At 66.2% G+C, this 24,787-nt stretch carries 25 protein-coding genes, 1 tRNA gene and 1 pseudogene; 9 read left to right on the forward strand and 18 right to left on the reverse strand.

The genetic code is table 11. The features are described from left to right. Window positions 1-29: 29 nt before the first annotated feature. Together rplA and rplK are read right to left on the reverse strand one after the other, a co-directional pair. Window positions 30-731: a 50S ribosomal protein L1 gene (gene rplA, locus AACH40_RS14760; protein WP_338643038.1), complete on the reverse strand. Its 702-nt coding sequence runs from the start codon at window positions 729-731 to the stop codon at window positions 30-32. 4 nt (window positions 732-735) lie between these two features. Beyond that, complete coding sequence (gene rplK, locus AACH40_RS14765) at window positions 736-1,167, reverse strand: 50S ribosomal protein L11 (protein ID WP_338643040.1); 432 nt, start codon at window positions 1,165-1,167, stop codon at window positions 736-738. Between the two features lie 202 nt (window positions 1,168-1,369). Here rplK and AACH40_RS14770 point away from each other — a divergent pair, with 202 nt between their 5' ends. Beyond that, window positions 1,370-2,467: a glycosyltransferase family 4 protein gene (locus tag AACH40_RS14770; protein ID WP_338643041.1), complete on the forward strand. Its 1,098-nt coding sequence runs from the start codon at window positions 1,370-1,372 to the stop codon at window positions 2,465-2,467. 21 nt (window positions 2,468-2,488) lie between these two features. Here the strand turns inward: AACH40_RS14770 and nusG are convergent, their stop codons facing one another. From nusG to AACH40_RS14785, 3 genes are all read right to left on the reverse strand, one after another. Further along, entirely contained in the window at window positions 2,489-3,025 is a 537-nt protein-coding gene (nusG, locus tag AACH40_RS14775; RefSeq protein WP_169491570.1) for a transcription termination/antitermination protein NusG, read from the reverse strand. Between the two features lie 25 nt (window positions 3,026-3,050). Next, entirely contained in the window at window positions 3,051-3,245 is a 195-nt protein-coding gene (secE, locus tag AACH40_RS14780; RefSeq protein ID WP_169491569.1) for a preprotein translocase subunit SecE, read from the reverse strand. A 323-nt stretch (window positions 3,246-3,568) separates the two neighbouring features. Next, window positions 3,569-3,644: transfer RNA gene (locus AACH40_RS14785), tRNA-Trp, on the reverse strand. 69 nt (window positions 3,645-3,713) lie between these two features. Between AACH40_RS14785 and aat the strand changes: the two genes are divergently transcribed. Then, the gene (gene aat, locus AACH40_RS14790) at window positions 3,714-4,505 is read left to right on the forward strand and encodes a leucyl/phenylalanyl-tRNA--protein transferase (protein ID WP_338643043.1); all 792 of its coding nucleotides are present in this window, start codon (window positions 3,714-3,716) and stop codon (window positions 4,503-4,505) included. Between the two features lie 35 nt (window positions 4,506-4,540). On the opposite strand, the pseudogene AACH40_RS14795 reads toward aat, so the two are convergent. The 4 genes and pseudogenes from AACH40_RS14795 to AACH40_RS14810 all read right to left on the reverse strand — a co-directional run. Then, window positions 4,541-4,951 (reverse strand): annotated as a pseudogene (locus tag AACH40_RS14795) (DUF2155 domain-containing protein); the annotation flags it as partial. Beyond that, window positions 4,951-5,376, reverse strand: coding sequence for an NADH:ubiquinone oxidoreductase subunit NDUFA12 (locus tag AACH40_RS14800; protein ID WP_169491568.1), 426 nt, complete (start codon window positions 5,374-5,376; stop codon window positions 4,951-4,953). The pseudogene AACH40_RS14795 and the gene AACH40_RS14800, both read right to left, overlap by 1 nt. 97 nt (window positions 5,377-5,473) lie before the next feature. Then, the gene (locus tag AACH40_RS14805) at window positions 5,474-6,004 is read right to left on the reverse strand and encodes a DUF192 domain-containing protein (protein WP_169491567.1); all 531 of its coding nucleotides are present in this window, start codon (window positions 6,002-6,004) and stop codon (window positions 5,474-5,476) included. Continuing rightward, window positions 5,988-6,572: a regulatory protein RecX gene (locus AACH40_RS14810; RefSeq protein ID WP_338643044.1), complete on the reverse strand. Its 585-nt coding sequence runs from the start codon at window positions 6,570-6,572 to the stop codon at window positions 5,988-5,990. Before AACH40_RS14810 ends, AACH40_RS14805 begins: the two co-directional genes overlap by 17 nt. A gap of 149 nt (window positions 6,573-6,721) precedes the next feature. On the opposite strand from AACH40_RS14810, the gene AACH40_RS14815 reads away from it, so the two are divergent. Further along, window positions 6,722-8,479, forward strand: coding sequence for a fatty acyl-AMP ligase (locus AACH40_RS14815; protein ID WP_338643045.1), 1,758 nt, complete (start codon window positions 6,722-6,724; stop codon window positions 8,477-8,479). 489 nt (window positions 8,480-8,968) lie between these two features. Here the strand turns inward: AACH40_RS14815 and AACH40_RS14820 are convergent, their stop codons facing one another. Both AACH40_RS14820 and bla read right to left on the reverse strand, forming a co-directional pair. Next, window positions 8,969-9,682 carry an SDR family NAD(P)-dependent oxidoreductase gene (locus AACH40_RS14820; RefSeq protein ID WP_338643047.1) on the reverse strand — a complete coding sequence of 238 codons (714 nt, stop codon included), beginning with the start codon at window positions 9,680-9,682 and terminating at the stop codon, window positions 8,969-8,971. Continuing rightward, window positions 9,679-10,593, reverse strand: a complete 915-nt coding sequence (gene bla, locus AACH40_RS14825) for a class A beta-lactamase (RefSeq protein WP_338643048.1) — start codon at window positions 10,591-10,593, stop codon at window positions 9,679-9,681. Before bla ends, AACH40_RS14820 begins: the two co-directional genes overlap by 4 nt. 231 nt (window positions 10,594-10,824) lie before the next feature. Here bla and AACH40_RS14830 point away from each other — a divergent pair, with 231 nt between their 5' ends. The 3 genes from AACH40_RS14830 to AACH40_RS14840 are packed head-to-tail and all read left to right on the forward strand — an operon-like array spanning window position 10,825 to window position 13,096. Then, complete coding sequence (locus AACH40_RS14830) at window positions 10,825-12,033, forward strand: toxic anion resistance protein (RefSeq protein WP_169491564.1); 1,209 nt, start codon at window positions 10,825-10,827, stop codon at window positions 12,031-12,033. Continuing rightward, on the forward strand, window positions 12,033-12,794 hold the full coding sequence (locus AACH40_RS14835; protein WP_338643050.1) for a hypothetical protein: 762 nt from the start codon (window positions 12,033-12,035) through the stop codon (window positions 12,792-12,794). The genes AACH40_RS14830 and AACH40_RS14835 overlap by 1 nt, the downstream gene beginning before the upstream one ends. Next, window positions 12,791-13,096, forward strand: coding sequence for a polyhydroxyalkanoic acid system family protein (locus AACH40_RS14840; RefSeq protein ID WP_169491562.1), 306 nt, complete (start codon window positions 12,791-12,793; stop codon window positions 13,094-13,096). The genes AACH40_RS14835 and AACH40_RS14840 overlap by 4 nt, the downstream gene beginning before the upstream one ends. 11 nt (window positions 13,097-13,107) lie before the next feature. Here the strand turns inward: AACH40_RS14840 and AACH40_RS14845 are convergent, their stop codons facing one another. From AACH40_RS14845 to AACH40_RS14870, 6 genes are all read right to left on the reverse strand, one after another. Further along, window positions 13,108-13,551, reverse strand: a complete 444-nt coding sequence (locus AACH40_RS14845; RefSeq protein ID WP_169491561.1) for a DUF2721 domain-containing protein — start codon at window positions 13,549-13,551, stop codon at window positions 13,108-13,110. Between the two features lie 241 nt (window positions 13,552-13,792). Next, entirely contained in the window at window positions 13,793-14,608 is an 816-nt protein-coding gene (locus tag AACH40_RS14850) for a class I mannose-6-phosphate isomerase (RefSeq protein WP_338643051.1), read from the reverse strand. Between the two features lie 7 nt (window positions 14,609-14,615). Next, window positions 14,616-15,656, reverse strand: a complete 1,041-nt coding sequence (locus AACH40_RS14855) for a mannose-1-phosphate guanylyltransferase (RefSeq protein WP_169491559.1) — start codon at window positions 15,654-15,656, stop codon at window positions 14,616-14,618. 46 nt (window positions 15,657-15,702) lie between these two features. Then, on the reverse strand, window positions 15,703-16,980 hold the full coding sequence (locus AACH40_RS14860) for a glycoside hydrolase family 130 protein (protein ID WP_338643053.1): 1,278 nt from the start codon (window positions 16,978-16,980) through the stop codon (window positions 15,703-15,705). Then, complete coding sequence (locus AACH40_RS14865; RefSeq protein ID WP_338643054.1) at window positions 16,967-19,360, reverse strand: glycosyltransferase family 4 protein; 2,394 nt, start codon at window positions 19,358-19,360, stop codon at window positions 16,967-16,969. Before AACH40_RS14865 ends, AACH40_RS14860 begins: the two co-directional genes overlap by 14 nt. A 173-nt stretch (window positions 19,361-19,533) precedes the next feature. Beyond that, window positions 19,534-20,232: a TonB family protein gene (locus tag AACH40_RS14870; protein ID WP_338643056.1), complete on the reverse strand. Its 699-nt coding sequence runs from the start codon at window positions 20,230-20,232 to the stop codon at window positions 19,534-19,536. 274 nt (window positions 20,233-20,506) lie between these two features. Between AACH40_RS14870 and AACH40_RS14875 the strand changes: the two genes are divergently transcribed. Then, window positions 20,507-20,866, forward strand: a complete 360-nt coding sequence (locus AACH40_RS14875; protein ID WP_338643057.1) for a response regulator — start codon at window positions 20,507-20,509, stop codon at window positions 20,864-20,866. A gap of 42 nt (window positions 20,867-20,908) precedes the next feature. Here the strand turns inward: AACH40_RS14875 and AACH40_RS14880 are convergent, their stop codons facing one another. Beyond that, a complete protein-coding gene (locus AACH40_RS14880) occupies window positions 20,909-21,934 on the reverse strand; it encodes an NAD-dependent epimerase/dehydratase family protein (RefSeq protein WP_169491555.1) in 1,026 nt (341 codons plus the stop codon). A gap of 439 nt (window positions 21,935-22,373) precedes the next feature. On the opposite strand from AACH40_RS14880, the gene AACH40_RS14885 reads away from it, so the two are divergent. Both AACH40_RS14885 and AACH40_RS14890 read left to right on the forward strand, forming a co-directional pair. Continuing rightward, complete coding sequence (locus AACH40_RS14885; RefSeq protein ID WP_338643058.1) at window positions 22,374-23,381, forward strand: phytanoyl-CoA dioxygenase family protein; 1,008 nt, start codon at window positions 22,374-22,376, stop codon at window positions 23,379-23,381. Window positions 23,382-23,651: 270 nt separating this feature from the next. Beyond that, complete coding sequence (locus AACH40_RS14890; RefSeq protein ID WP_338643059.1) at window positions 23,652-24,602, forward strand: KpsF/GutQ family sugar-phosphate isomerase; 951 nt, start codon at window positions 23,652-23,654, stop codon at window positions 24,600-24,602. Window positions 24,603-24,787: the final 185 nt, after the last annotated feature.

Consider the following 24,787-nt stretch of genomic DNA (forward strand, 5'->3'; position numbering starts at 1 on the left):
GTTGTCTGTGCCTTGAACAGGTCTGGCGATCAGGCGCCCTGCACTTCCGTCAGGTCAACCTTGATGCCCGGGCCCATCGACGAGGACAGGCCGACCTTGCGGACGTACTTGCCCTTGGCGCCGGCGGGCTTCGCCTTGACGATCGCGTCGACGAACGCGTCGAAGTTGGCGCGCAGCGCTTCGTTCGAGAACGAGAGCTTGCCGATGCCGCCGTGGATGATGCCGGCCTTTTCGACGCGGAATTCGATCTGGCCGCTCTTGGCAGCCTTGACCGCATCGGCGACGTTCGGGGTGACGGTGCCCAGCTTCGGGTTCGGCATCAGGCCCTTGGGGCCCAGCACCTTGCCGAGGCGGCCGACGATGCCCATCATGTCGGGCGTCGCGATCACGCGGCCATAGTCGAGGTTGCCGTTCTGCATGTCCTCGAGCAGGTCTTCGGCGCCAACCTTGTCGGCGCCGGCGGCCAGCGCGGCTTCAGCCTTGTCGCCACGGGCGAACACGGCAACCTTCACGTCCTTGCCGGTGCCCGAAGGGAGCGTGACCATGCCGCGGACCATCTGGTCGGCGTGGCGCGGATCGACGCCGAGGTTCAGCGCGATTTCCAGGGTCTGGTCGAACTTGGCGGTGCCGAGGTCCTTCAGGAGCTGGATCGCTTCGTCGATGCCGTGCAGCTTCTGGTTGTCACCGAGCTTGGCGGTCAGCGCCTTCTGCTTCTTGGTCTGGGTAGCCATGGTCTCAGCCCTCCACCACTTCAAGGCCCATCGAACGGGCGGAGCCCTCGATGATCTTGGTGGCCTGTTCGATGTCGTTCGCGTTCAGGTCCTTCATCTTGGCCTGGGCGATCTCGGCGAGCTGCGAGCGCTTGATCGTGCCACTCGAAGCCTTGCCCGGGGTCTTCGAACCGGACTTGATGCCGGCGGCCTTCTTGATGAAGAAGGTGGCGGGCGGGGTCTTGGTCACGAACGTGAACGAACGGTCGGCGTAGACGGTGATCACGGTCGGAAGCGGCGTGCCCTTCTCGACTTCCTGCGTGGCAGCGTTGAACTGCTTGCAGAATTCCATGATGTTGACGCCGCGCTGACCCAGCGCCGGGCCGATCGGCGGCGCGGGCTTGGCTTCGCCTGCAGAAACCTGCAGCTTGATATAGCCTTCAATCTTCTTGGCCACGGGGGCCTCCTTTCTTCCTGTCGCCCGCAAGGCGGGCTCAGAGTGAGCGGTCAGGCGAGAAGCGATGCCCCTCTTCCGCACGGAATCGCGCGGACGCCCCGGCGGGGAATCCGTACGAAGGCCGGCCCCTTACCGGCATCGTCCCGCAAACGCAAGCGCACAGCCGCTTTGCGCGTCATCGCGAACCTGATACCGGCGCGCGATGCGCATTGCCCTGATCGCCACGCACCATGCCGACTACGCGGCCAGCCTCGCGGTCGCGCTGGCCGAACGGCACGATGTGATGCTGGTGCTCAGCCGCCGCAACAGCAGCCGGCAGATCCGGCCCGAATCGCTTGAATGGCTGCGCCGCCGCCTCACGCTGCACATCGTGCCGCATCACCTTGCCCCGCTGCAGCCGGTGATCGCGGCGCTCTGCGCCCGGCACATCGCCCGCTTCCGCCCCGACGTGGTCCATGTCCAGGAACACCCCACGCGCTCGATGGCGCAACTCGCCCGGCTGCTGCGCGGCAAGCTGCCGTTCGTCACCACGGTGCACGATCCGCTGCCCCACAGCGGCAACGACGACAAGGCCGCCCGCACCTTCGCCCGCGCCTATGCCACCCTGCGCGCGGCGAGCGACCGCCTGATCGTCCACGGCGAAAGCCTGGTCGATGATCTTGCCGGCACCGGGCCCGGGCGTGACCGGATCGCGGTGATCCCGCACGGCGTCCTGCACTTCGGCCGCCACGGCGCCGCACTGGCGCCCACCGCGCCCGATCCGCGCCGCCTGATCTTCTTCGGCCGGATGGAAGCCTACAAGGGGCTCGCCGAACTGCTCGATGCCAACGACCTGTGGCTGGCCCAGGGCGTGCCGGTCCAGCTGCTCGTCGCCGGCGCCGGGCCCGAAGCCACGCGCCTTGCCGCGCGCATGGCCGCTGCGCCCAACATCACGCGGATGCCGGGGCGGATCGAACAGGATGAACTGGAACGCCTAGTCGCCGGCTCGGCCGCAGCGGTGCTGCCCTATCGCGATGCCACGCAAAGCGGTGTCATCGCCAGCACCTATGGCGCGGGCCGTCCGGTGATCGCCACGCGCGTCGGGGCGCTGGCCGAAGCGGTGCAGGATGGGGGGCTGATGGTGCCGGCAGGCGATGTGCCCGCGCTGGCCGAGGCAGGGCGGCGGCTGTTCGAAGAACCGGGCCTGCTGCAAACGCTGGAACAGGCGGTGCACGCTCGCCGCACGGGCGACTTGTCGTGGGCGGACATCGCCCGCCGCACCGCCGAACTCTATGCAGCGGCGGGCGCGGGGCGGGCCTGAACCCGCCCGCGCCGTGCGCGCTTACTTGACGAGCTCGACTTCCTCGAAGCTCAGCTCCACCGGGGTGGCGCGGCCGAAGATCGACACGGCAACCTTCACGCGCTGCTTCTCGAAGTCCAGCTCCTCGACGGTGCCGTTGAACGAAGCGAACGGGCCGGCGTTGACCTTGACCGAATCGCCGATCTCGTAGTCGACCGCGACATGCTTGCGCGGCTCGGCGGCGGCCTGCTCACGCGCGCCGAAGTAACGGGCGGCTTCCTTTTCGGAGATCGGCTGCGGCTTGTTGTTGTTGCCCAAGAAGCCGGTCACCTTAGGGGTGTTCTTGACGAGGTGGTAGATGTCGTCGTTCATCGTCAGCTTGGCGAGGACGTAGCCGGGCATGAACTTGCGCTCGACGGCGACCTTCTTGCCGCGCTTCACCTCGGTGACGGTCTCGGTCGGCACTTCGACCGATTCGACAAGCTGCGAAAGCCCCATGCGCTCGGCTTCCGAGATGATCGATTCGCGAACCTTGTTCTCGAAGCCGGAATAGGCGTGGATGATGTACCAGCGGGCCATGTCGTTTCCTTGGATCTCTACCGGGTCAGGCGAGCGACAGCAGCCACTGCACGATGAAGCCGAACACCGTGTCGATGCCGAGGAACAGCACCGACAGGATCACCATCATCACGGCCACGAAGATCGCGGTGGTGATCGTTTCCTGCCGGGTCGGCCATACGACCTTGCGCGCTTCGGCGCGGACCTGGTTCATGAATTCGCCGGGTGTGGTCTTGGCCATCGCTTGTCCCGTCTCGCCTTCGCTTGCCTGAAGAATGGGTCACGCCTTCCGCCTAGGGGACATCGCCGCCCCGGACATGTCCGGGAGGGGCTTGGCGATGTTCCGATGTCGGAAAGTGCTGGTCATTTAGTCGCAAGCGCCAAGGATGGCAAGGACCTGCGCGCTAGGCCCTACGACTGGTGCAAGGCCTGCCCCGCGCGGCGCAGGCGCACTGGCTGCGCGCGATGCTGCCGGGCGCCGGAACACGATGATGGATGGAAAGTCGGCGGCGGCTTGCCGCAACGCCGCTCAGGCGGTCGTTGCGGCAGCGCTGGTTCCGGCAATGGCAGGAGTGGGGGGACTCGAACCCACGGCCCTCGGTTTTGGAGACCGATGCTCTACCAACTGAGCTACACTCCTGTGCCGGAGAAGCGCCCTTAGTGGCTTGACGCAGGCGATGCAACCGGCTGACAACGATAAATGTAAGATATGGCCCGCGAGGACCCGATCATCCCGCCCGAGCTGCTGCTCAGGGCCTACCGGGCCGGCATCTTCCCGATGTCGGACAGCCGTGACGATCCCGAAATCTACTGGGTCGAACCGCGCCAGCGCGCGATCCTGCCGCTCGAAGGCTTCCACCTGTCGAAATCGCTCGCCCGCACGCTGCGGCGTGGGCGCTTCACCGTCACCTGCAACGCCGCGTTCGATGCCGTGATCGATGCCTGCGCCGCGCCGCGCGAAGGGGCCGACGACAGCTGGATCAGCCGCCGCATCCGCGAAAGCTATCGCGAATTGCACCGCCTGGGCCATGCCCACTCGATCGAAAGCTGGGTGGCGGGCGAAGACGGCAGGTTGCAGCTGGTCGGGGGGCTCTACGGCGTGGGGTTCGGCCGCGTGTTCTGCGGCGAAAGCATGTTCAGCCGGGTGGCCGATGCGTCGAAGGTGGCGCTCGCCTGGCTGGTCGCGGCGATGCGGCGTTCGGGCATGGAACTGCTCGACTGCCAGTTTTCCACGCCGCACCTGATGTCGCTGGGCGCGGTGGAGATCCCGCAGTCGCAGTACACCGCCCTGCTGGCGCAGGCGCTGGGCCGGCCTTACGCCGGCGGCGGTTCTTCGGCCGGTGCGTCTTCATCCGCCGCCGGCGCGGCCGGCGCGGCGGGCTTTGCCGACGGGGCGGGCGTGCCCGAGGGCTTTGCCGCGCTGCTCGACGATGCGGGCGCGGCGGGGCTGTCCTCCTCGCCGGGGAACTTCATCGCGCAGTCCTTGACCCAGACGTCATAGACCGGGTGCTGGACCACGTTGAGCGAGGGCGAATTGCGGAACAGCCAGCCCGAGAAGACCTTCTTCCAGCTGAGCTTTTCCTGCGTCGTCGCGCGCTCTTCGACATAGAGCTGGACGAACGCGCCGGTTTCGGGCGGGTCTTCCCACGGCGCGGTCTTCTCGCAGGTGGCGAGCCGGACGATGGCATTGCCGATGCGACGCGATTCGCCGGTGCGCAGGACCAGGTCCTGGGTGATGTTGTTGCGCTTGTTGAGGAAGCCGAGCGTTGCCACGCGGTCCTTGACCGGGGTGCCGTATTCGCTTTCAACCACGCCGCTGGCAGACGCCGCAGGACCCGCGGTCTGCGTCGCTTCGGGCGGAGGGGCGGCCTCTTCCTGGCCCTTGCACCCGGAAACCACCGCCGCGCCGAGCAGCAGCACGAATGCCGGCTTGGCGGCGCGGAACATCAGGCTTCTGGCGACGCTTCGGGAGACCAGGCTTCGTAGTCGCCGGTGGCCGCAGCGCGCTTGCCGCCGCGCTCGAGCGCGCCCTGCGGGCGATAGGCGGCCGACGTGCCTGTGGCGTTGGGGGTGTAGTCCACTTCCCAGATGCGCGGTGGCGGCAGGTTGCTTTCGGGCACGCCGTCGAAGCTGCCATGCAGCCAACCGTGCCATTCGGCCGGCACGCGGCTGGCATCGTTCGGGCCGTTGTAGATCACCCAGCGGCGTTCGCGGCCGGCGAAGGGGTGGCCCTTGGGATAGGGCTTTTTCGCGCGGTAGTACTTGTTGCCCTGTGCGTCGGTGCCGACCTGCTCGCCATTGCGCGCGCTGTCGAGCATGGTGCCGAAGGTGGCGCCGTCCCACCAGGTGAAGATCTTGCCGAGGATGCTCATGGGCCCTGCGCTTAGCCGCGAACGGGGGGAGTCGGCAAGCGCAGGATGCGCCCTATGCCACCCTTAACCGGCACGAGCGCCGCGCTTGCCATTCGGCTTACCATTCCACCAGCGTGCCGGGCCCGATGCCGAGTTCCTTCGCCCGCCCGGCATTGAGTTCCAGCACGGCGGCAGCCGGCGCGTCGGCGGGCAGCGGGGTCAGGTCATAGGGCACCGCATCGGCGGCGATGTTGATCACGCGGTGGTCCGGCCCGATGAAGATGATGTCGAGCGGAAGGATCGTGTTCTTCATCCAGAAGGCCACGCGCTGCGGCGGATCGTAAGGGAAGATCATCCCTTCGTCCGCGCCCATCACCTTGCGGAACATCAGCCCGCGTTCCTGCTGCGGCAGGGTTTCGGCGACTTCGACGGTGAAGGCATGGCGCCCTGCGGCCGTCACTGCGGTCAGCGGGATGACCTTGAGCCCGGCGGCGCTGACCTTTTGCGTCGCCCCATCGGGTGCCGATGCGGGCGCTGCGGCCACGGCCTTGGCCGCGCCCTGCCGCGCATCGGCGGGCGAACAGGCCGCCAGCGCGCCGGCAATCCCGGCGACGAGCGCCAGTGACACGAACCTAGTCGAAATCTTCATCAACCCAACTTTCCGCTTCTTCGATGGTGCGAGCATCGACCATGGCCCGCGCGCTGGCAAGGGGGTGGCCGGCGCGCAGCATGGCCGCCACCTGCTTTTCGCGCGCGGCGGGATCGTGGCGCCCCCCGCCTGAATCGCGCCCGAACGGCCCGAACCGCCGCTTGCGCGCCATGACCAGCGCGGCTTCGCGCCGTTCGCGCGCCGAGCCGAGCCCCTCATCGCGAAGCCCTTCGCCGATTCCGGCCGCGCCCAGCGCCTGCCCGATCCGCCGCGCACCATAGCCGCGGCGCAGCAGGCCCTGCCCCTTGGCGCGGGCGAAGACGGCATCGTCGACATAGCGCAGCGCCACCATCCGCGCGACGATGGCGGCAACGTCGGGCGCTTCCTCCCCTTCCCACCCCCGTTCGCGCAGCTTGCGCTTAAGGTAATCGGCCAGCTTGCCCGCGCTGGTGGCGAACCGGGCAACATAGGCCAGCGCGAGTTCGTCAAGCCGGGCGGTATCGAGCGGGCGCGGCGCGCGCCTGGCCGACCGATCGGGGCGCTGCGAGGAGGGGGTGCCTTCATCCACGCCATATTCGTGCCACAGTCCGCACTAAATGAGAACGGTGCCTGCCGATGCCGCCGATGCGCGCGATGGCGGGTGAAGACAGTCATGGACCATTCACCTGCGAGCGCAGAGAGGGTTCGCAAGGTAACGACAAGAATTCGGGGTATCGCATGACCGTTCAAGGTTCCGTCGCCGAGAAGGCGGCCCTTATTCCGACTCCCAACGACGATGCGCAGCCGCGCCGTTACGCCGACTTCGACACCTTTTGCGAGGCGCTCGACTATGCGGCGAATGGCGAACGCGGATTCAACTTCCACGATCCGCGTGGACAACTTGCCCGCGTCTATCCGTTCAGCGAACTGCGCGCCGATGCGCTGGTCGCCGCGCACCGCCTGATCGCCCACGGCGTGAAGCCGGGCGACCGCGTCGCGCTGATCGCCGAGACCGGCCCCGAATTTGCCGCGCTGTTCTGCGGGGCGATGTATGCGGGCGCCTGGCCGGTGCCGCTGCCGCTGCCGACGAGCTTCGGCGGCAAGGAAAACTACATCGATCAGCTGGCCGTCCAGCTCGGCAGCTCTGACCCCAGGATGCTGGTCTATCCCGGCGAGATCGCCGAGATGTGCGCCGCCGCCGCCGCGCGGCAGGGCTGCCCCGGCCTGTCGTGGGCCGAATTCGATGCTGTCGCCCCCAGCGATGCGCCGCTGCCGACGCCCGATCCCGACGCGATCAGCTACCTGCAGTATTCGAGCGGTTCGACCCGCTTCCCCCATGGCGTGGCCGTGACCCATCGCGCGCTGATGGCCAACCTTGCCGGCCATTCGCACGGCATGGAGATCGATGTCGGCGACCGGTGCGTCAGCTGGCTGCCGTGGTATCACGACATGGGCCTCGTCGGCTGCTTCCTCTCGCCGATCGCCAACCAGGTTTCGGTCGACTATCTCAAGACCGAGGACTTCGCCCGCCGTCCACTGGCCTGGCTCGACCTCATCAGCCGCAACCAGGGCACCACGCTCTCCTATTCCCCCACCTTCGGCTATGACATCTGCGCGCGCCGCATCTCGAGCCAGACCAATGTGGCCGAACGCTTCGACCTGTCGCGCTGGCGCGTGGCGGGCAACGGCGCCGACATGATCCGCCCCGACGTGATGCAGGGCTTCGTCAACGCCTTTGCCGGCGCCGGTTTCAAGGCGAGCGCCTTCCTGCCGAGCTATGGCCTTGCCGAAGCGACGCTGGCCGTCACCATCATGCCGCCGGGCGAAGGCATCCGCGTCGAACTGGTCGAGGAAGAGCGCCTGTCGGGCACCCCGCGCGACCTGTCCCGCCCTGCCCGCTACCGCGCCATCGTCAACTGTGGCGTTCCGGTGCGCGGCATGGAAGTGGAAGTGCGCGGCGAGAACGGCGAAATCCTTGCCCACCACCACATCGGCAAGGTGTGGTGCCGGGGCAGCTCGGTCATGCACTCGTACTTCCGCGATCCCGAAGCGACCGAGGCCTGCATGGTCGACGGCTGGCTCGACACCGGTGACATGGGTTACGTCAACGAAGGCGGCTACCTGTTTATCGTCGGCCGCGCCAAGGACATGATCATCATCAACGGCAAGAACCACTGGCCGCAGGATATCGAGTGGGCCGTGGAACAGCTGCCGGGCTTCCACCAGGGCGACATCGCCGCCTTCTCGGTCGAGACCGAGAACGGCGAGGAAGCGCCCGCCGTGCTGGTCCACTGCCGCGTGTCCGATCCCGAAGAGCGGGTGAAGCTGCGCAACGAGATCCGCGAGAAGGTGCGTTCGATCACCGGCATGAACTGCGTGGTCGAACTCGTGCCGCCGCGCACGCTGCCGCGCACCAGCTCGGGCAAGCTGAGCCGCGCCAAGGCGAAGAAGCTGTACCTTGCCGGCGAGATCGAGCCCTACCAGCTCGCCGCCTGAACACGCTTCAACACCATTGCGAAACACCGAGTCGGCAGGGGGCAACCCCTGCCGATTTTCGTTGTGGCGGGGGCGTTGAAGGGCCTTCCTAAATCGGCCAAGTTGACAAAGTTGACAGACCACAAAGGGGAAAGTGTCAATTTGCCCCTGCCGACGGGCGCGCGCGCCGTGGCCTGGCCGACCGGTTCGACCAAGTTGCTGATTTATCGGGAGACGGCTGGCGGGCATGGGCGCATTTTAGGCAGGAGGTGCGCTGTAGGACATGGGTCAGGGCGACTTGGAAACATCTTGCGGGCACAGTATGTATACGCAATATCGCAATTTGACTGACGGACTTCACCCTGCTTCGTCACCCCGGACTTGATCCGGGTCCCGCTTTTGGTCGCTGAGAATGGGGTTGCGAAAGGCAGCGGGACCCCGGGTCAGGCCCGGGGTGACGGTGGTAGGCTGGGCTGTTTTCCGTCGCGCTCCTGCCCGTGCCGAGGAGGATCAGAACGGCACTTCGGCGCCGTCCCAGGCGTAGAGCTTGCCGGTGTCCGCTGCGCCGAGGCCGTCGAGCACAGCGAGCAGGCGCTGCGCGGAATAGGCCGGGGTGAACAGCTTTTCAGGCGCGACGCCCTTCTGGAACGGGGCGGAAAGGCCGGTGTCCACGGTGCCGGGATGCAGGGCCACGACCACGGCTTCGCGGTGGGTGCGGGAAAGTTCGATGGCGAAGTTGCGGATCAGCATGTTGAGCGCGGCCTTGGCGGCGCGGTAGCCGTGCCAGCCGCCGAGCCGATTGTCCGCGATCGAGCCGACGCGCGCCGAGAGCGCGGCGAACACGGCGCGCCGGTCTCGCGGCAGCAACGGCAGGACGTGCCTGGCGATGATGGCCGGGCCGATGGTGTTGATCGCGAAGCTTTCGGCAAGGTGCGCGCCATCGAGCGCGCGGTAGGATTTTTCCGGGCCAGTGCCGTCCGCCAGCGTGAGGCGGCCGGTGGCTACGATGGCGATATCGAGCGGCGCGGCGATGCGGGCGCAGGCGGCGGCGACGCTGGCTTCGTCGGTGAGATCGAAGGCGAAGCCGCGAACCTTGCCGTGATCCCCCTGCCCTCTTCGCGATCCGGCCCAGACTTCGGCGACGTTTTCCCGCGCGGCCAGTGCGTCCACCAGCGCGGCGCCGATGCCGCCGCTGGCGCCGAAGACCGCGCAGCGCAGGTTCATCGCTTCCACGCGTTCCGGTCGGCGGCGATCCGGCCCACGGCGGCCAGCACGGCTTCGTCCTGCGGGCGGATGTCCTGCGGCGCGTCTGCCGGTTCATAGAACGCGGTGGCGAGCAGTGGCGCCTTGCCCGGGGGGAACAGAATGGCGATGTCGTTGATCTTGCTGTACATTCCCGGTGCCATATACGTGCCCGTCTTGTCGCCGCTGCGCCAGTCGGCCGGCACACCCGCGCGGATGCGCTTCAGGCCTGTGGTGGTCTCGCTCATCCAGCGTAGCAACATGTCCCGCGAGGCAGGGGTGAGCACGTTGCCGGCGAGGACTTGCGCAAGGCTCGTCGTGATGGCGCGGGCCGAGGTCGTATCGCGCACCTCGCCAGCGGGCACGATGTTGAGCGCGGTCTCGTAGCGGTCCAGCCGGCTGACGGTATCGCCCAGCGAACGCCAGAAGGCGGTGAGCGCTTCAGGGCCGCCGAGGCGCTTCATCACCATGTTGGCGGCAAGGTTGTCGCTGGTCTGCTGCGCCGCCTGTGCCAGCGCGACCACGGTCAGGCCCTGCGGCCCGCTGGCGGCGCCGGTGACGGGCGAGTTGGGCAGCAGGTCGAGCAGCGACCACACGAGCCGTTCGTCCGCGGGCAGGCGGCCGGCATCGACTTCGCGCAGGGTTAGCGCGGCAAGGCTCAGCTTGAAGGTGGAGCACATGCCGAAGCGTTCGTCTTCACGCCAGCCGAAGCCCTGCCCGGTGCCGGTGTCGAGAATGTACGCGCCGAGCCGGCCGCCCGCACTGCGTTCGAGCCGTCCGAGCATCTGGATGCCGTGGAAGGGCTTGGGGGGCCTGGGCGCCCTTTCCCGCGCCAAGGCGGGCGTGGCGGCAAGCGCAGCGATAGACAGGGCGAAGCGGCGGCGGTCGAGCATGGAATCCGGCATGGGCGGAGCGTATCGCCGGTGGCGAGAGGAAGAAAGGGCGAGGCGCCAGCTTCCCGTCGACCTGAGCTTGGGCGGACGGTGGGTGGCCCGGGGCGCTCGGGAAAAGTGGGCGCTTCAATCGACCAACGGCTGTATTGCATCGACAACACAGCTTGCACCGCGGCGCGGGGACGGTCATCTTGGGCGCAACCCGCCCATTGTGCGAGCGACAGGAACACCATGGCCAGTACCGCGACCGAGACCGCATCTCCCATCACCCTGACCCCGCCCGATCCGGTGCCGGTGGTCGCGCCGACGCAGGCCGCGGGGCTGGTGCCGGTGAGCGACGATGCCAAGTCCAAGCTTGAGGCCAAGGTCGATGCCTTCGTCACCGACCTGGTTGCGCAGGATGCGCAGAGCCCGGAATTCGGCAAGCGCGTGGACCAGCTGACCGCGATGGGGCGCAAGGAGATCAGCGCGGCGGCGGGCATGTCGAACCGGTTCCTCGACCGGCCGATCCGCGCGATGGACAAGGACACGGGCGTGGGCGCGGACCTTGCCGCGCTGCGCCGCACGGTGGAGGACCTCGATCCCGGCCGGCAGGGCAACCTGTCTTCAGGCCGCAAGTTCCTGGGCATCCTGCCCTTCGGCAACAAGCTGAAACGCTATTTCGACGGCTACACATCGGCGCAGGGGCACATCAAGGCGATCCTCGAACGGCTCGCTTCCGGCAAGGACGAGCTGCTGATGGACAATGCCGCCATCGACGTCGAACGGCAGAAGCTGTGGGAGGCGATGGGCAACCTGGAGCAGATGATCCACATCTCCAAGGTACTGGACCAGCGGCTGGAGGATGCGGCGCTCGATCTTGACCACAGCGATCCCGCCAAGGCCAAGGCGATCCGCGAGAGCGCGCTGTTCTACACCCGCCAGCGCACGCAGGACCTGCTGACGCAGATGGCGGTGACGGTGCAGGGCTACCTGGCGCTCGATCTGGTCAAGAAGAACAACGTCGAACTGGTCAAGGGCGTCGACCGCGCCAGCACGACCACCGTGGCGGCGCTGCGCACGGCGGTGACCGTGGCACAGGCGATGACCAACCAGCGGCTGGTGCTGGCGCAGATCACCGCGCTCAACACCACCACCGCCAACATCATCGACAGCACCGGCAAGCTGCTGCGCGAGAACACCGGCAAGATCCACGAGATGGCAGCATCGAGCACCATCCCGATGGAGACGCTGCAGCGCGCGTTCCAGAACATCTACGACACGATGGACACGATCGACACGTTCAAGCTGAAGGCGCTGGACGCGATGAAGCAGACCGTGGACACGCTTTCGGGCGAAGTCGAGAAATCGAAGGGCTATATCGCGCGGGCCGAAGGCGCGGCGCAGGCGAAGTCGCTTGGCGGCCCTGAAACATCGCCGCTGCTGTCGCTGGAGGGCTGATGAGCGCTTCGCAGAGTGACCGCATCCTGGCCGAGGCGCGCCAGTCGCTGGTGCGCCAGCGCGAGGGCGGGCGGCGGGTAACCGGCCGCGCGATCGGACAGCGCTCGGCTGAAGTGCGCAGGCGGCACATCGGCCGCAAGGTGGCGCGCGTGGCCATGGCGGTTTCGGTGGTGCTGCTGGGCGCGATGGTCGCCGGGCTGGTGATCGACGGGATCGGCTTTACGGGGCTGGTCGTGACGTTCTTCGCCGTGCTGGCGGCGATCTGGTTCTTTTCGACCTATCCCCGGTTGAAAGTGCCCGACCTTGCCTCGCTCAACACGGGCGATGCGCGCACGCTGGTGGCGCGAACCGAGCTGTGGCTCGAAGCGCAGCGCCCGGCCCTGCCCGCGCCGGCGGTGTCATTGGTCGACCGCATCGGCGTGCAGCTGGATGGGCTGGGGGTTCAGCTCGAAGGGCTGGACGGGTCGCTGGCGCCGGTCGGCGAAGTGCGGCGGCTGGTGGGCGAGCACCTGCCCGGCATGGTCGAAAGCTGGCGCAAGATCCCGCCGCACTTGCGCAAGGAGCAGCGCGGCGGCCGCGATGCCGACGAACAGCTGGTCGACGCCCTGGGCAAGATCAGCCAGGAAATCGACGAGATCAGCCGCAATCTGGCCGCCGGCGACCTCGACGCGCTGGCCGTGCGCGGGCGCTATCTTGACTACAAGTACGGCGAAGGGCTTGAAGCCGCGCCGCAACTGGCAGCCCCCAAGGAACCGACGTGAAGATTTCGATCCCCCATACGCTCGGCAAGGAAGAAGTCCGCCGCCGTCTGCATGCCCGCGCTGGCGAGGCCGAGGGCAAGGCTTCGGACATGCTGGGCGGGGCGGTGTCGATCCAGATGACCTGGCTGGACGAGGACCACCTGAAGATGGACGTCAGCGCGATGGGCTTTGCCATCCCCTGCGCGCTGGAAATCCAGGACAAGGCGATCGAGTTCGACGTCGAGATCCCCGCAGGGCTCGGCTTTGCGCGGGGCATGATCGAAGGTGCGATCCGCGAAAAGGGCGACAAGCTGCTGCGCTGACGCGGCGGGTATCAGATGTCGCGGCGGTGCAGTTCTAGCAGCGCCTGCGGCAGGCGGAGCGTGCTCGACACCAGCCGCGTTTCGAGCAGCAGGTAGATCAGCGCCACCATCAGCAGCGCGATGGCGATGAAGAAGCTGATGCCGGTGGCGGTGCGGAATTCGCGGCCCGCCATTTCGCCCACGAACAGCGTGCCCACAGTGATGCCGATGGCAATGCCGCTCAACACCAGCAGCAGCAGTGCGTGGCCGATCAGCTGGATACGGCGATCGACATAGCGGATCTCTATCACCACGGCATCGTGCGCTTCGCCGGTCGTGTCGGCGTGAAGCTGCTGCAGCGTGCGCGAGCGATCGACGACGCGACCAAGCCGGGTGGTGAGGATGTTCATGATATTGCCGATGGCGACGAGGACGAACACCGGCGCCAATGCCAGCTGGATGGTCTGGGCGATCATGCCTTCACGTTTTGCCGCAAATGCACGGCTTCGCAAGGGTTGCGGATACGAATGAGGATGGCACGGAAGGGCTGGAAGCCTCTGGCCGATCTTGGACCGGTGCTCCCCATCGAATCCCGTCTGTCCTGAGCCTGTCGAAGGACCGTCCTTGTCCTTTGGGCCTTGTGCACGCGCGCAAGCGAAGAGCAGCCCTTCGACAAGCTCAGGGCGGACGGGGATTGGCTGAGTGCGCGTTGGCCGGTCAGGCGGCGCGGACGAGGATGTACTGGCCGTCTGCGGGAAGTGTCAGCACGTCGAGGCCGGGGGCCGATGCGCAGTCGCCGGGCTGGAGCACATCGTCGCCAAGGCGCACTTCGCCTTCGCGCGGTATGACCAGCAGGGGCCCCGCATAGGCGGCGCGCAATGCGTCGTCGGGCAGGCCTTCGACGCGATGAGCGGTGAAGTACTTGCCACTGGCGAGTTCGACCGTGCCGTGTGCGGGAATGTGCTTGCGCAAGGCGGGATCGAGCTTTTCGCCCTTCGACACGGCAATGCCCTTGTCGAGATGGAGTTCGCGCGGGCGGCCGTAGTCGTAAAGGCGGTAAGTGATGTCCGAGTTCTGCTGGATCTCGATCAGCGAGACGCCCGCGCCGATGGCGTGGACGGTGTTCGCTGGAATGTAGAAGAAATCGCCGGGCTTGACCGGGTGCCACACAAGCATGTCCTCGATGCTGCCATCGAGCGCGGCGGCGCGCATCGTTTCGGCATCGACCGGCCCGGTGAAGCCGACGCCGAGCGTGGCGCCGGGCTCGGCATCGATCACCAGCCAGCATTCTTCCTTGCCGCCATAGCCGGTGGCCTCGGTCTCGCCCGAGGCAGCCGCCTGTTCGTCGCTGGGATGGACCTGGACCGAAAGCTTTTCGCTGGTGAAGATGTACTTCACCAGCAGCGAGGGCACATCGGCCGGCGGTTCGAACCAGATCTCCCCGATCCGCTGGCCTTCGGGCGCGACGAAGGGCGCGGGCAGGACGTCCTTGCCCCAGGGCTTTTCGACGGTGCGGATGGGAAGCTTGCTCACTGGCCCCTCACTGATTGGCGGCGCCGTGCAGCTTGCCGACGAGTTGAGCGCCCTCGGGCGTGCAGACCAGCACTTCGTCCTTGTCGACCACAACGATCAGGTTCGAGGCGCCGACGACATTGACGCGCGGGCCGTCGGAATGGACGAGGACGTTGGTGCAGTCCTTGAGTTCGGCAGGGCCCTTCACCGCGTTGCCCGCTTCGTCGCGGTCGAGCGCTTCGTGCAGCGCCTGCCAGTTGCCGATGTCGGACCAGGCCATGACGGCGGGGACCATCGCGGCGCGGCTGGTGTTCTCCATCACCGCGTAATCGACGGATTCGCTTTCGATCCTGGCGAAGGCGGCGGGATCGGGATGGAAGCGCATCCCATCGGCGCTGCCCGCATCGACCGAAGCCTTGACCGCGTCGTGGATGGCCGGGCGGTGGGCCTTGAGCTCATCGAGGAACGTGCCGGCGCGGAAGGCGAAGATGCCGCCGTTCCACGAATAGCCGCCGTGGCTGAGGAATTCGAGCGCACGGTCGAGATCAGGCTTTTCGACGAACTTCTCGACGCGGGCGCCGGCCGTGCCTTCGATCGCCTCGCCACGCTTGAGATAACCGAAGCCGGTTTCGGGCGCAGTCGGCGCGATGCCGAACGAGACCAGCCAGCCGTTCGCGGCGAGCGCGGCGGCTTCGCGCGCGGCGGACTGGAAGGCATCGCAATCGCCGATGTGATGATCGCTGGGGCAGACCAGCATGACCGCGTCTTCGGGCAGGCGCAGCGCGGCGAGCGCGATGGCGGCGGCGGTGTTCTTGCCTTCAGGCTCGACGATGATCTGCGTGCTCGCCCGGTCGGGCAGCTGTTCTTCGACATGTTCGAGATGGGCGGCACCGGTGACGATCACCGGATCGCCGAAACCGGCAGCCTTATCGCAGCGCAGCACGGTGGCTTCGAACAGGGTGGAATCGCCGACCAGGGGCAGGAAAGGCTTGGGCTTGGCCTTGCGCGAGCGGGGCCAAAGGCGCGTTCCGCTACCACCGCAGAGCACAACCGGAATGATGTCGTTCATGAAATCCCGTCTTTTTCCACGCATACCCTTCTGAAAAATCAGAGGGTTATTCCATCAGTTGCAAAATTTCCGCGATTGTCGTCGTGGCGAACCCGACGGCGCTGTCGGAGATACCATAGGGAACCAGCAGCGTTTCGCCCACCTTCAAAGCACCACAGGTGTAGACCACATTCGGGACATATCCGAAACGGTCGGCATCGATCGCGGTCAACAAGGGTGTGCGACTGCGAGCGATCACCTTCGAAGGATCGTCGCGATCGAGCAGGGCGCAGCCGAGCGCGTACTTGCGCATCGCGCCAACGCCGTGGGTAAGCAGAAGCCAGCCCGCTTCGGTGAGGATCGGAGCACCGCAATTGCCGATCTGGACGAATTCCCAAGGGTACTTCGGCTCCATCAGCAGGACGCCGTCATCGTCCCAGCAATCGAGCCGGTCCGAATACATCAGGAACAGGTTCTTCCCATCCTGCCGCCCGACCATGCAGTAGCGGCCGTTCACCTTCCGCGGGAACAGCGCCATGCCCTTGTTCCGTCCGGCGCGGCCTTCGATCGGTTCGAGCACGAATTCGCGAAAATCGCGGGTGCGCAGCAGTTCGGAGCGGATCGAGCTGCCGGAATAGGCGGTGTAGGTGCCCACCCATTCGAAATCGCCGGCCCCATGATCGAAGCGCACCAGCCGCAAGTCCTCGAGCCCGCCTTTCTGCTGTTCGGTGATCGGGAAGATGACCGAGTTGGACAGGCTTGATTCGGCATGCCGGTGCACGGTGACGGCACTGTCGGCGTCGACCAACGAGGTATCGTCGATTCCCATCGCGGTGGCGAAGTGGCTCTGCGGCCAGAGCTGGAAGGTGCCGTCGGCATGGGCGATGCCTTCGCGGAACACGATCGAGCTGATGTGACCCTCGCCCACCGCGCGCAAGCTCATCACGAAGCGGACAGCGCCGCCGGTCATGCCCGACTGATCGGGATGCGGGACTACGCTGGGGTTCATCAGCGCGGCGGCGGCATAAGTGTATTCATGGCAGAAATAGGCGCCGATCAGCTTCTTGCGGACAGTGTCGATCGCATCGCCATCAAGGCAGAGGCGTTCCTCCACTTCGCTATAACGTTCGAGGAAAAGCTGCTCGGTCTGCCAATGCCGCTCCTCGAAATCGGCGAGCACGCGCACGTACTCCTCCGCCGCCTCCCTGTGCGGAAGGGCAAGAATGTCGGCAACGAGGCGCGCCGGACGCGATCCTTGCGCGGTGTCCGACGACCATCCCAGATGGAATGGCCGCAGGACTACCCGCGAAGGATCGGCATGCAGACGTTCGTCAAGAATTCGCAAGCTGGTGTGCGTCCTGCTGCGGTCGGTCGACAAGTGCACTCCCCAGGATTCGCGCCGTTTCGGTCGGACGGCCCCTTGGCCGTGCGCGCCGGGCCAGCGCCTGCATCGCGTAATATGAAAGCTGGAATGCCAGAATCGATTCCGCGCCGCAATTCTCGTTCGCGCCCTGGGGTGTAATGCCATCACGGCAACGGCCCGAAGCGATATCGCCCAAAGCCACGCCGCGGTCGTTTTCGCCAAGATACCAGCGGTAGGCAGCCTCCGCATGATCGAGCCAGGCCTTGTCGCCGGTGGCATCCCACGCGACCGCGCAGGCATCGATTGCAGCCCACGCTTCGAGCGGTTGCTGGTCGAACGGCATCGTTTCGAACGGACGGTGGAAAGTTTCCGACCCGATAGCGCGGAAGCGGCCGCTGGCGGAAATCTGCTGGCGACAGATGAAACGAAGCGAATCGAGCCCGCTTTCGAGCCAGTCCGGCCGGTCCATCAGCCGCGCCGCTTCAATCAACGCCTGCGGCATGCGCGGGTTGTCATAGCCGAGCACGGTTTCGAACCAGGCCCAGTCGGGCCGGCGCTCGGCCTGAAGCAGGCGGTGCAGCATGTCCGCGCCGCGCAGCACGATGTCCCGCGCCTGTGCATGATCGGGCAGAACCTTGAGCGCCTCGATCGCGCCGAGCATGGTGAAGGCCGTGGCGCGCGGATAGGATACTTCGGACAGCGGGCCGACGGCTATATCGAACCACTGGCGCGCCCAGGCCCGCAGGCCCGCATCGGGCGCGTGGCCGATGGCGTGGCCCAGCGCCCACAGGGTGCGGCCGTTGCTGTCTTCCGAACCGATGCTTTCGCACCACGTCCGGTCAAACGCCATGAAGTTGCGGAAGCGGCGTTCGTCAGGGTTCCAGGCATACTGGATGAACGAGGCGTAGACCGTGGCCCAGCGCTGGCGTTCGGCCAGCGGCACCGCGTCCGCCTCGCCCATCAGGATCAGCGCGCGGACGTTGTCGTCGATGCAGTAGCCGTGGCGGCGATCGGGGACGATGCCGATGGCATGCTGGTACATGCCGGTATCGTCGCTCATCGCCCGTACGCCGGTAAACCCGGGCGTGGCGAGCACGTTGGCAGGCTTCACGCTGGCGACGGCCACGTCCTCCACCAGGCCGGCGGTGGCTTCGGCAAAGCGGGGCCAGATCGTTTCGCGACCGCGGGCGTAGGCGCGGCGCTGCATCGCCGAAAGCCGGTCAGGATCGCCGAGCAGCGCGTTGACCGCATCGGCCAGCGCGTCTGCCGAACGCGGCGGCACGAGCATGCCGACGTCATCAGACAGCAGTTCGGTCGCATGGACGTAAGGGGTGGACACGACCGCCTTGCCCAGCGCGACGGCATAGCTGAGCGTGCCCGATGTCGACTGCTGGAGGTTGGGATAGGGCGTGACATAGATGTCGCAGGCCTCGATCGCGTCGAGCAGTTCGTCGGTGTCGAGGAAGCGGTTGTCCCACACGATGTTGCCGGCAACGCCAAGCTTTTCGGCGAGCGCGACCAGGCGGTCGCGATAGGCTTCGCCTTCGCTGGCGACGAGGTTGGGGTGCGTGGCGCCGACGATCCGATAGATCGCTTGCGGATGCTCCGCAACGATCGCGGGCAGCGCCTCGATCATCGTTTCGAGCCCCTTGCCCGGGCCCAGCAGGCCGAATGTCATCATCACCGGGCGATCCGACAGGCCGAGGCGGGCCTTGAAGGCTTCGGTACGACCAAAGGGCCGATCGGGCGCTCCATGCGGGATCACCGCGATACGGGCCGGATCGACACCATATTCACGCGCCAGAAGGCCGCAGGAATGGTGGCTCATCACCATGATCCGGCTGGCGCGACGCAGGATGTGATCAAGCACGCGGCGCTGGTCGGCGCTCGGTTCCGCCAGGACAGTGTGCAGCGTGACGATCAGCGGCGCGGCGACTCGATCGATCAGATCGAGCACCATGTCGCCAGCCTCACCACCGAAGATGCCGTATTCATGCTGAAGCCAGACCGCATCCACGCCGTCTTCGTTGATGCGGCGCGCGGCGATCCGGTAGTCCTCAACCGAATCGGCGCGGATGACGCTGCGCGCGTCGGGATAGGCGTGCGGGTCGCTGGGGCTGTCGATCACATGGAGATCGACCGATACGTCACTGCGATGCAGACCGATCTGTTCGAACAGGTCGGTGGTGAACGTAGCGATCCCGCACTTGCGCGGGCGGAACCCGCCGATCAGCGCCAGACGCAGGGGCTGGGCCACAGCCTGGGGGATGTTGGCGGGCGAGTCGGCAAAGAAAGGCAGAACGGCCGCAGAGCCGGTCAGCTGGCGCTGGCGGCCGAAAGCAATGTGATGTTCGATCGTCATCGATAGCAGGCCCCGAATGTCCAGAAACTGTGCGTACGATGAACCAAACGCCGCAAACGCGATTCAGTTGCGCCGCGATGCAGCAAGATTTGGCTTCCTTATGGAGATTTTGTCGCATTTATCCTTCATTTCAAGGGCTGAAACAAAAGACATATTGCTCGCTTGTGCAGCAATCAGGGCGCGAACCAGCGCTGCTCCCAGCCGAAGGTCGCTTCGACGGGAACACCGTTCTGATCGAGGGCCGGCCGGAAGCGGAACCGTTCCGTGGCGAGTTTGCAGGTGATGGCATCAGCGGAAGGATCGCCGCTGGGCCGATAGACCCTGCAACCGGCGACCCGCCCATCGGTTCCAACCGTCAGCAGGATCACCACGCTGCGCCCGATGCGGGCATCGCGCCCTTCGCGCGGATAATCGCGCGCCGAGGTGATATCGCCGGCGACCTTGACTGGCCGCGTGGCGACATACCGTCCACCCGCACCATTGCCCGTACCACCGCTGCCCGTGCCGGCGCCGGCCGAACCGCCCCCGGTGGCATCGCCTGCCGCGCTGGCGCCCGACCGCGTGTCGTTGCCGATAGAAGCAGCGGGCGCGGCGTTGACCGGAGAGGGTACCGGCAGGCGGGGCCTTGGCGCGACGACCTGCGTCGCCCTGGCCTTGCGCGCTGCTGCCCCCTCCCTGCCCTGCTCCTGCCGCGAAGTCGCCGGCGTTGCGCTTGGGGTCGGCGTGGGGCTGGGCGCAGGTTCGACAAGCGCGACATCGGTCGCCACCAGCACCGACCGCGCAGGTTCGGGCAACAACCCTGCCGCGCTCAATCCGCGCAACACGATAAGCGCGAGTCCGAAGTGAACGATGACGACAAGAGCAAAAGCCACGGCGCGGGGGCGTCGCCCCAACTGGTCCGCGCTGGCAAAAGCGTTGGGCGCCGAAAACGAATCGGGTTCGGCCGCCTGAACCAACTCACTATGAAGAGACGATTTTTTCACTCTGAACAGACCGGATCGGACTCAATCTGCGGAAAATGCGATGTGCGGTTTGCTGCAACGGACCAAACCGGGTTAATATCCTGGTCAATAGTGTACTGTGATATACCGCTTAGGGCCGGAAGGGGCCACAGTCGTGGTGGGCTTCCGCCCGGTTAGGAATAATATGAAGATACTCGTCGTCGAAGACGAACCCTTGCTGGCCATGCTGCTCGAGGAAAGCCTCGCCGATCTGGGTCATGAATCTGTCCTATCCGCCGCGACTGTCGATCAGGCGCTGGCTGTGCTGGACAGCAACCCCATCGATTGTGCGCTGCTTGATTTTTCGCTGGGGCGCGACACCACTTCTGCGCCGGTGGCTCGCAAGCTGCAGGAACAGGGCACGCCGTTCTATTACCTGAGCGGGCATGCCTCGCTCGAGGATACCGACGAAACCCCCGATGCGCCGCTGCTGGTCAAGCCGGTCAGCCTCGATGCGCTGAAGAACGCGCTGAGCGCGATGGGCCGGACAACGCGCGCCGCCTGATCGGCGAACCAGCGCCGACGCCGCCCGCCGCGACGGGTAGCGTCAGGCAAGACCGTGATATTGGCGATACCAGTCGACGAAGGCGGCAACGCCGTCGCGCACGCTGGTGCGCGGCTTGTAGCCCAGATCGCGCTCCAGGTCGGAAACGTCGGCGAAGGTATCGGGAACGTCGCCCGCCTGAAGCGGCAGCAGGTTGCGCTCCGCCTTGCGGCCGATCGCCTCTTCGAGCGCCTCGATGTATTCGGTCAGCTTGACCGGTGCGTTGTTGCCGATGTTGTAGATCCGGTAGGGCGCATTGCTCGTGGCCGGATCGGGGTTGCGGGCATCCCACGCCGGATCGGGCTGCGCCGGCTTGTCCAGCGCCCGGATCACGCCTTCGACGATGTCGGTAACGAAGGTGAAATCGCGGGTGTGGTTGCCATAGTTGAACACATCGATCGGCTTGCCGGCAATGATGTTCCTGGCAAACAGGAACAGCGCCATGTCCGGCCGCCCCCACGGTCCATAAACCGTGAAGAAGCGCAGGCCCGTGGTCGGCAGGCGGTAGAGATGGCTGTAACTGTGCGCCATCAGCTCGTTCGCCTTCTTGGTCGCGGCATAGAACTGCAGCGGGTGGTCGACCCCGACGTGCTCGCTGAACGGCATTGCCTTGTTCGCGCCGTAGACCGAGCTGGTCGAGGCATAGACGAGGTGTTCTACCCCGCCGTGCCGACAAGCCTCGAGGATGTTGGTGAAGCCGACGATGTTGCTTTCGACATAGGCGTGCGGGTTCTCGATCGAATAACGCACCCCGGCCTGCGCCGCGAGATTGACCACCTTGCGGATATCGTTGCGGGCGAAGGTGTCTTCGACCACCGCCCGATCGGCGAGATTGGCGCGCACGAAGGTGTAGGACGCATTGGTGCGCCGCGCCGTTTCCTCGAGGATGCGCAGGCGCGCTTCCTTGATCGCGGGATCGTAGTAGTCGTTCACCACGTCGAGCCCGACGACATCGTCGCCGCGTTCGAGCAGGGTCCTGGCGGTGTGAAAGCCGATGAAGCCGGCGTTGCCGGTCACGAGTATCGCCACGTATGCGCTCCGTCCCCGTCGGGTGCTGGAGAATTGCGCGCCGACGCCATGGCCGCTCTAGGCGGCGTGGATAAATTCCGCAACGCCACGGTTTCCCTGGTGAAGGCCCCGGCAAGGAGCGAGGCCGCAGGTGGAGTGGGCCTCCATCAAGGCTGAGCGACGCCGCAGGGGCCTCTTACAGGATAACCCAGAAGGGGCTGGACCAAAAAGCGCCATCGCAGCGTCGGCTCGGCTCGCAATATTCCCGATATTGCTCCGCCTCGCCTTCTCGCGCTGGCGCTTTGTGCCTCCAGCCGTGACGCTGTGGAATTTGTCCACGCCGCCTAGGCCATCGACTTGTGCGACGTAAAGTCCGTTAGCTGCGGCAAATCGCGTTGCGCCGGACCCATGCTGCGGGCATCACCGCGCGATGACCGGTCTTTTGCGAACGATACTGCTGATGCCATGGTGGACCGCCACGCTGGCAACCGGGGCCAAGAGCTTCATCGACCACCCCTTGATCGGATCGCGACGGCTGAACGAGGCGGGTCTGCACGTGACGAGGGTACGTGCCGCGCACGCCATGGCCGCCCGACGGCGCGCGCGCGTCGCTCCGCGCGTAAGGGCCGAAGACCGCGAGGCGTTTGCCCGCGACGGCTTCGTCATGCGCCGCAACTTCCTGCCGCCGGCGGTGTTCGCACGCCTTCACGAAGGCCTGGCCGCCTGGCAGGGGCCTTGTCGCGACATGGTGCAGGGCGATGCGGTAACGCGCCGTTTCGCGCTCGATCCGGCGTTGCTGGGGGCGATCCCCGAACTGCGCGCGCTATCGCTGCATCCCGAATGGCAGGCGCTGATCCGCTATGTCTCGAGCTTCGATGTCGAACCCGTCTCGTACGTCCAGACCATCCTGGCGCGTCGCGGCGATGGAGAGCGGACCGCGCAGACCGACCCGCAGCTGCGACTGCATGCCGATGCGTTCCAGCCATCGGCCAAGGCCTGGCTGTTCCTGGACGACGTGCCCGAGGACGAAGGGCCACTGACTTATGTTCCCGGCTCGCACCGGCTGACCGAACAGCGGCTCGCCTGGGAAAAGCGGATGAGCCTTGCGGCGCCCGAAGCCGAACGGCTTACCGCGCGCGGTTCTTTCCGGGTGCAGGAGGATGACCTTGCCGAAATGGGCCTGCCGGGGCCGATGCGCTTTGCCGTGCCCGCCAACACGCTGGTAGTGGCCGACACGTTCGGCTTCCATGCGCGCGGGCCATCGGTGCGCCCTTCCCGCCGCACCGAGATCTGGGCCTATTCGCGCGGCAACCCTTTCGTGCCGGCGGGCATGCCGGACTATGCTGCGGCGCAGGCGATCAATTCGCGTCGCGTCAACGCCTACTGGAAAGGACGCGATCTGGTGTCGCGCTGGATCGGCCAGCCCTGGCAGGATGTCGGCCCGCGCAATCCGTTCGACGCACTGTAGCGGTGAACAGGACCATAATGGACTATATATCGATCGTTTGCCGTGAAGTAACGGAGGGAGCGATCCTGCAGTTATGATGTTGCTTAATCACGCCGATCATGTCCTAACATACGGGTAATCTTGTCAGTCAGGGACCGGACTGCAATGCGCAATGTCTTGAACCACGGCAGCTATCAAGGCCCTGCCGAGTCGCATGCTTTGATCGACGAGCCGCAGTTTACTGCAGCATCGCCGCAAACATCAGCCGAACTGATCAGCCGCGGGCGCGCGGTGATTCATACCGAGGCCAAGGCCCTGGGCGAACTGTCCGCCCTGCTCGACGAAAGTTTCGCCGACGCCGTCCGCCTCATCCTTGCGACGTCGATGCGCGTGGTGGTCACCGGGATGGGCAAGTCCGGACACATCGGCCGAAAGATGGCAGCGACCTTTGCCGCGACGGGCACGCCGGCGATCTTCGTCCATCCGGCAGAGGCGGCGCATGGCGACCTGGGCATGCTGGTTGCTGGCGATACGCTGCTGGCAATCTCCAACTCGGGCAACACCGCCGAACTGCGCCCGATCCTGACCCACGCGACCACCCTGGGCTGCAAGGTCATCGGCATCGCATCGGCGGCGGACAGTCTGGTGATGCGCCGCGCCGACGTGCAACTGCTGCTGCCCAAAGCGCGGGAAGCCTGCCCGGCCAACATTGCCCCAACAACCTCCACCACGATGACGATCGCGCTCGGCGATGCACTGGCAATCGCCACGATGCAGGTGCGCGGCGTGACGCGGGAAGGATTGCAGGCGCTGCATCCCGGCGGTGCAATCGGCGCACGGCTGATGCCGGTGGCCGACGTGATGCGCGGCGCGGACCACATGCCGCTGGTTTCGCCCGACCAGCCGATGCGCGACGTGCTGGTGACGATGACCGAGAAGAGCCTCGGCATTGCCGGCGTGATCGATGGCGATGGCCGGCTGATCGGGGTCATCACGGACGGCGACCTCAGGCGCCATGTCGACACATTGCTGACATCCTGCGCGGCCGACGTGATGACGCGCAATCCCAAGACCATTTCGATCGCCGCGCGGGCGGGCGATGCGCTGGCCGTCCTCGCCGAAAGCAAGATAACCGCGCTGTTCGTGGTGGACACCGGCAACAGCGCCTTCGATTGGGAAGATCTTGGCCGGCCGGTGGGTGTGATCCACATTCACGATTTCACGGTGCCGGGCGCGGGCTGATCGCGGACCGCTGGCCCCGCCCACGCTCCAATCGCGAGGGGCAGACGAAAATCGACGCAAAGTAAACCGCGGCTTTCCGAGGATTTAACACTAATCCTCTATCAGGCTGCCGTTAACGCGCGAGTCGTCCAAGCCCTATGCCATTGAAAGTCCTTATCGTTTTCGGAACTCGCCCAGAGGCGATC

It is taken from the genome of Novosphingobium olei (assembly GCF_037076535.1).
In the GTDB taxonomy this organism is placed as follows: Bacteria; Pseudomonadota; Alphaproteobacteria; order Sphingomonadales; family Sphingomonadaceae; genus Novosphingobium; species Novosphingobium olei.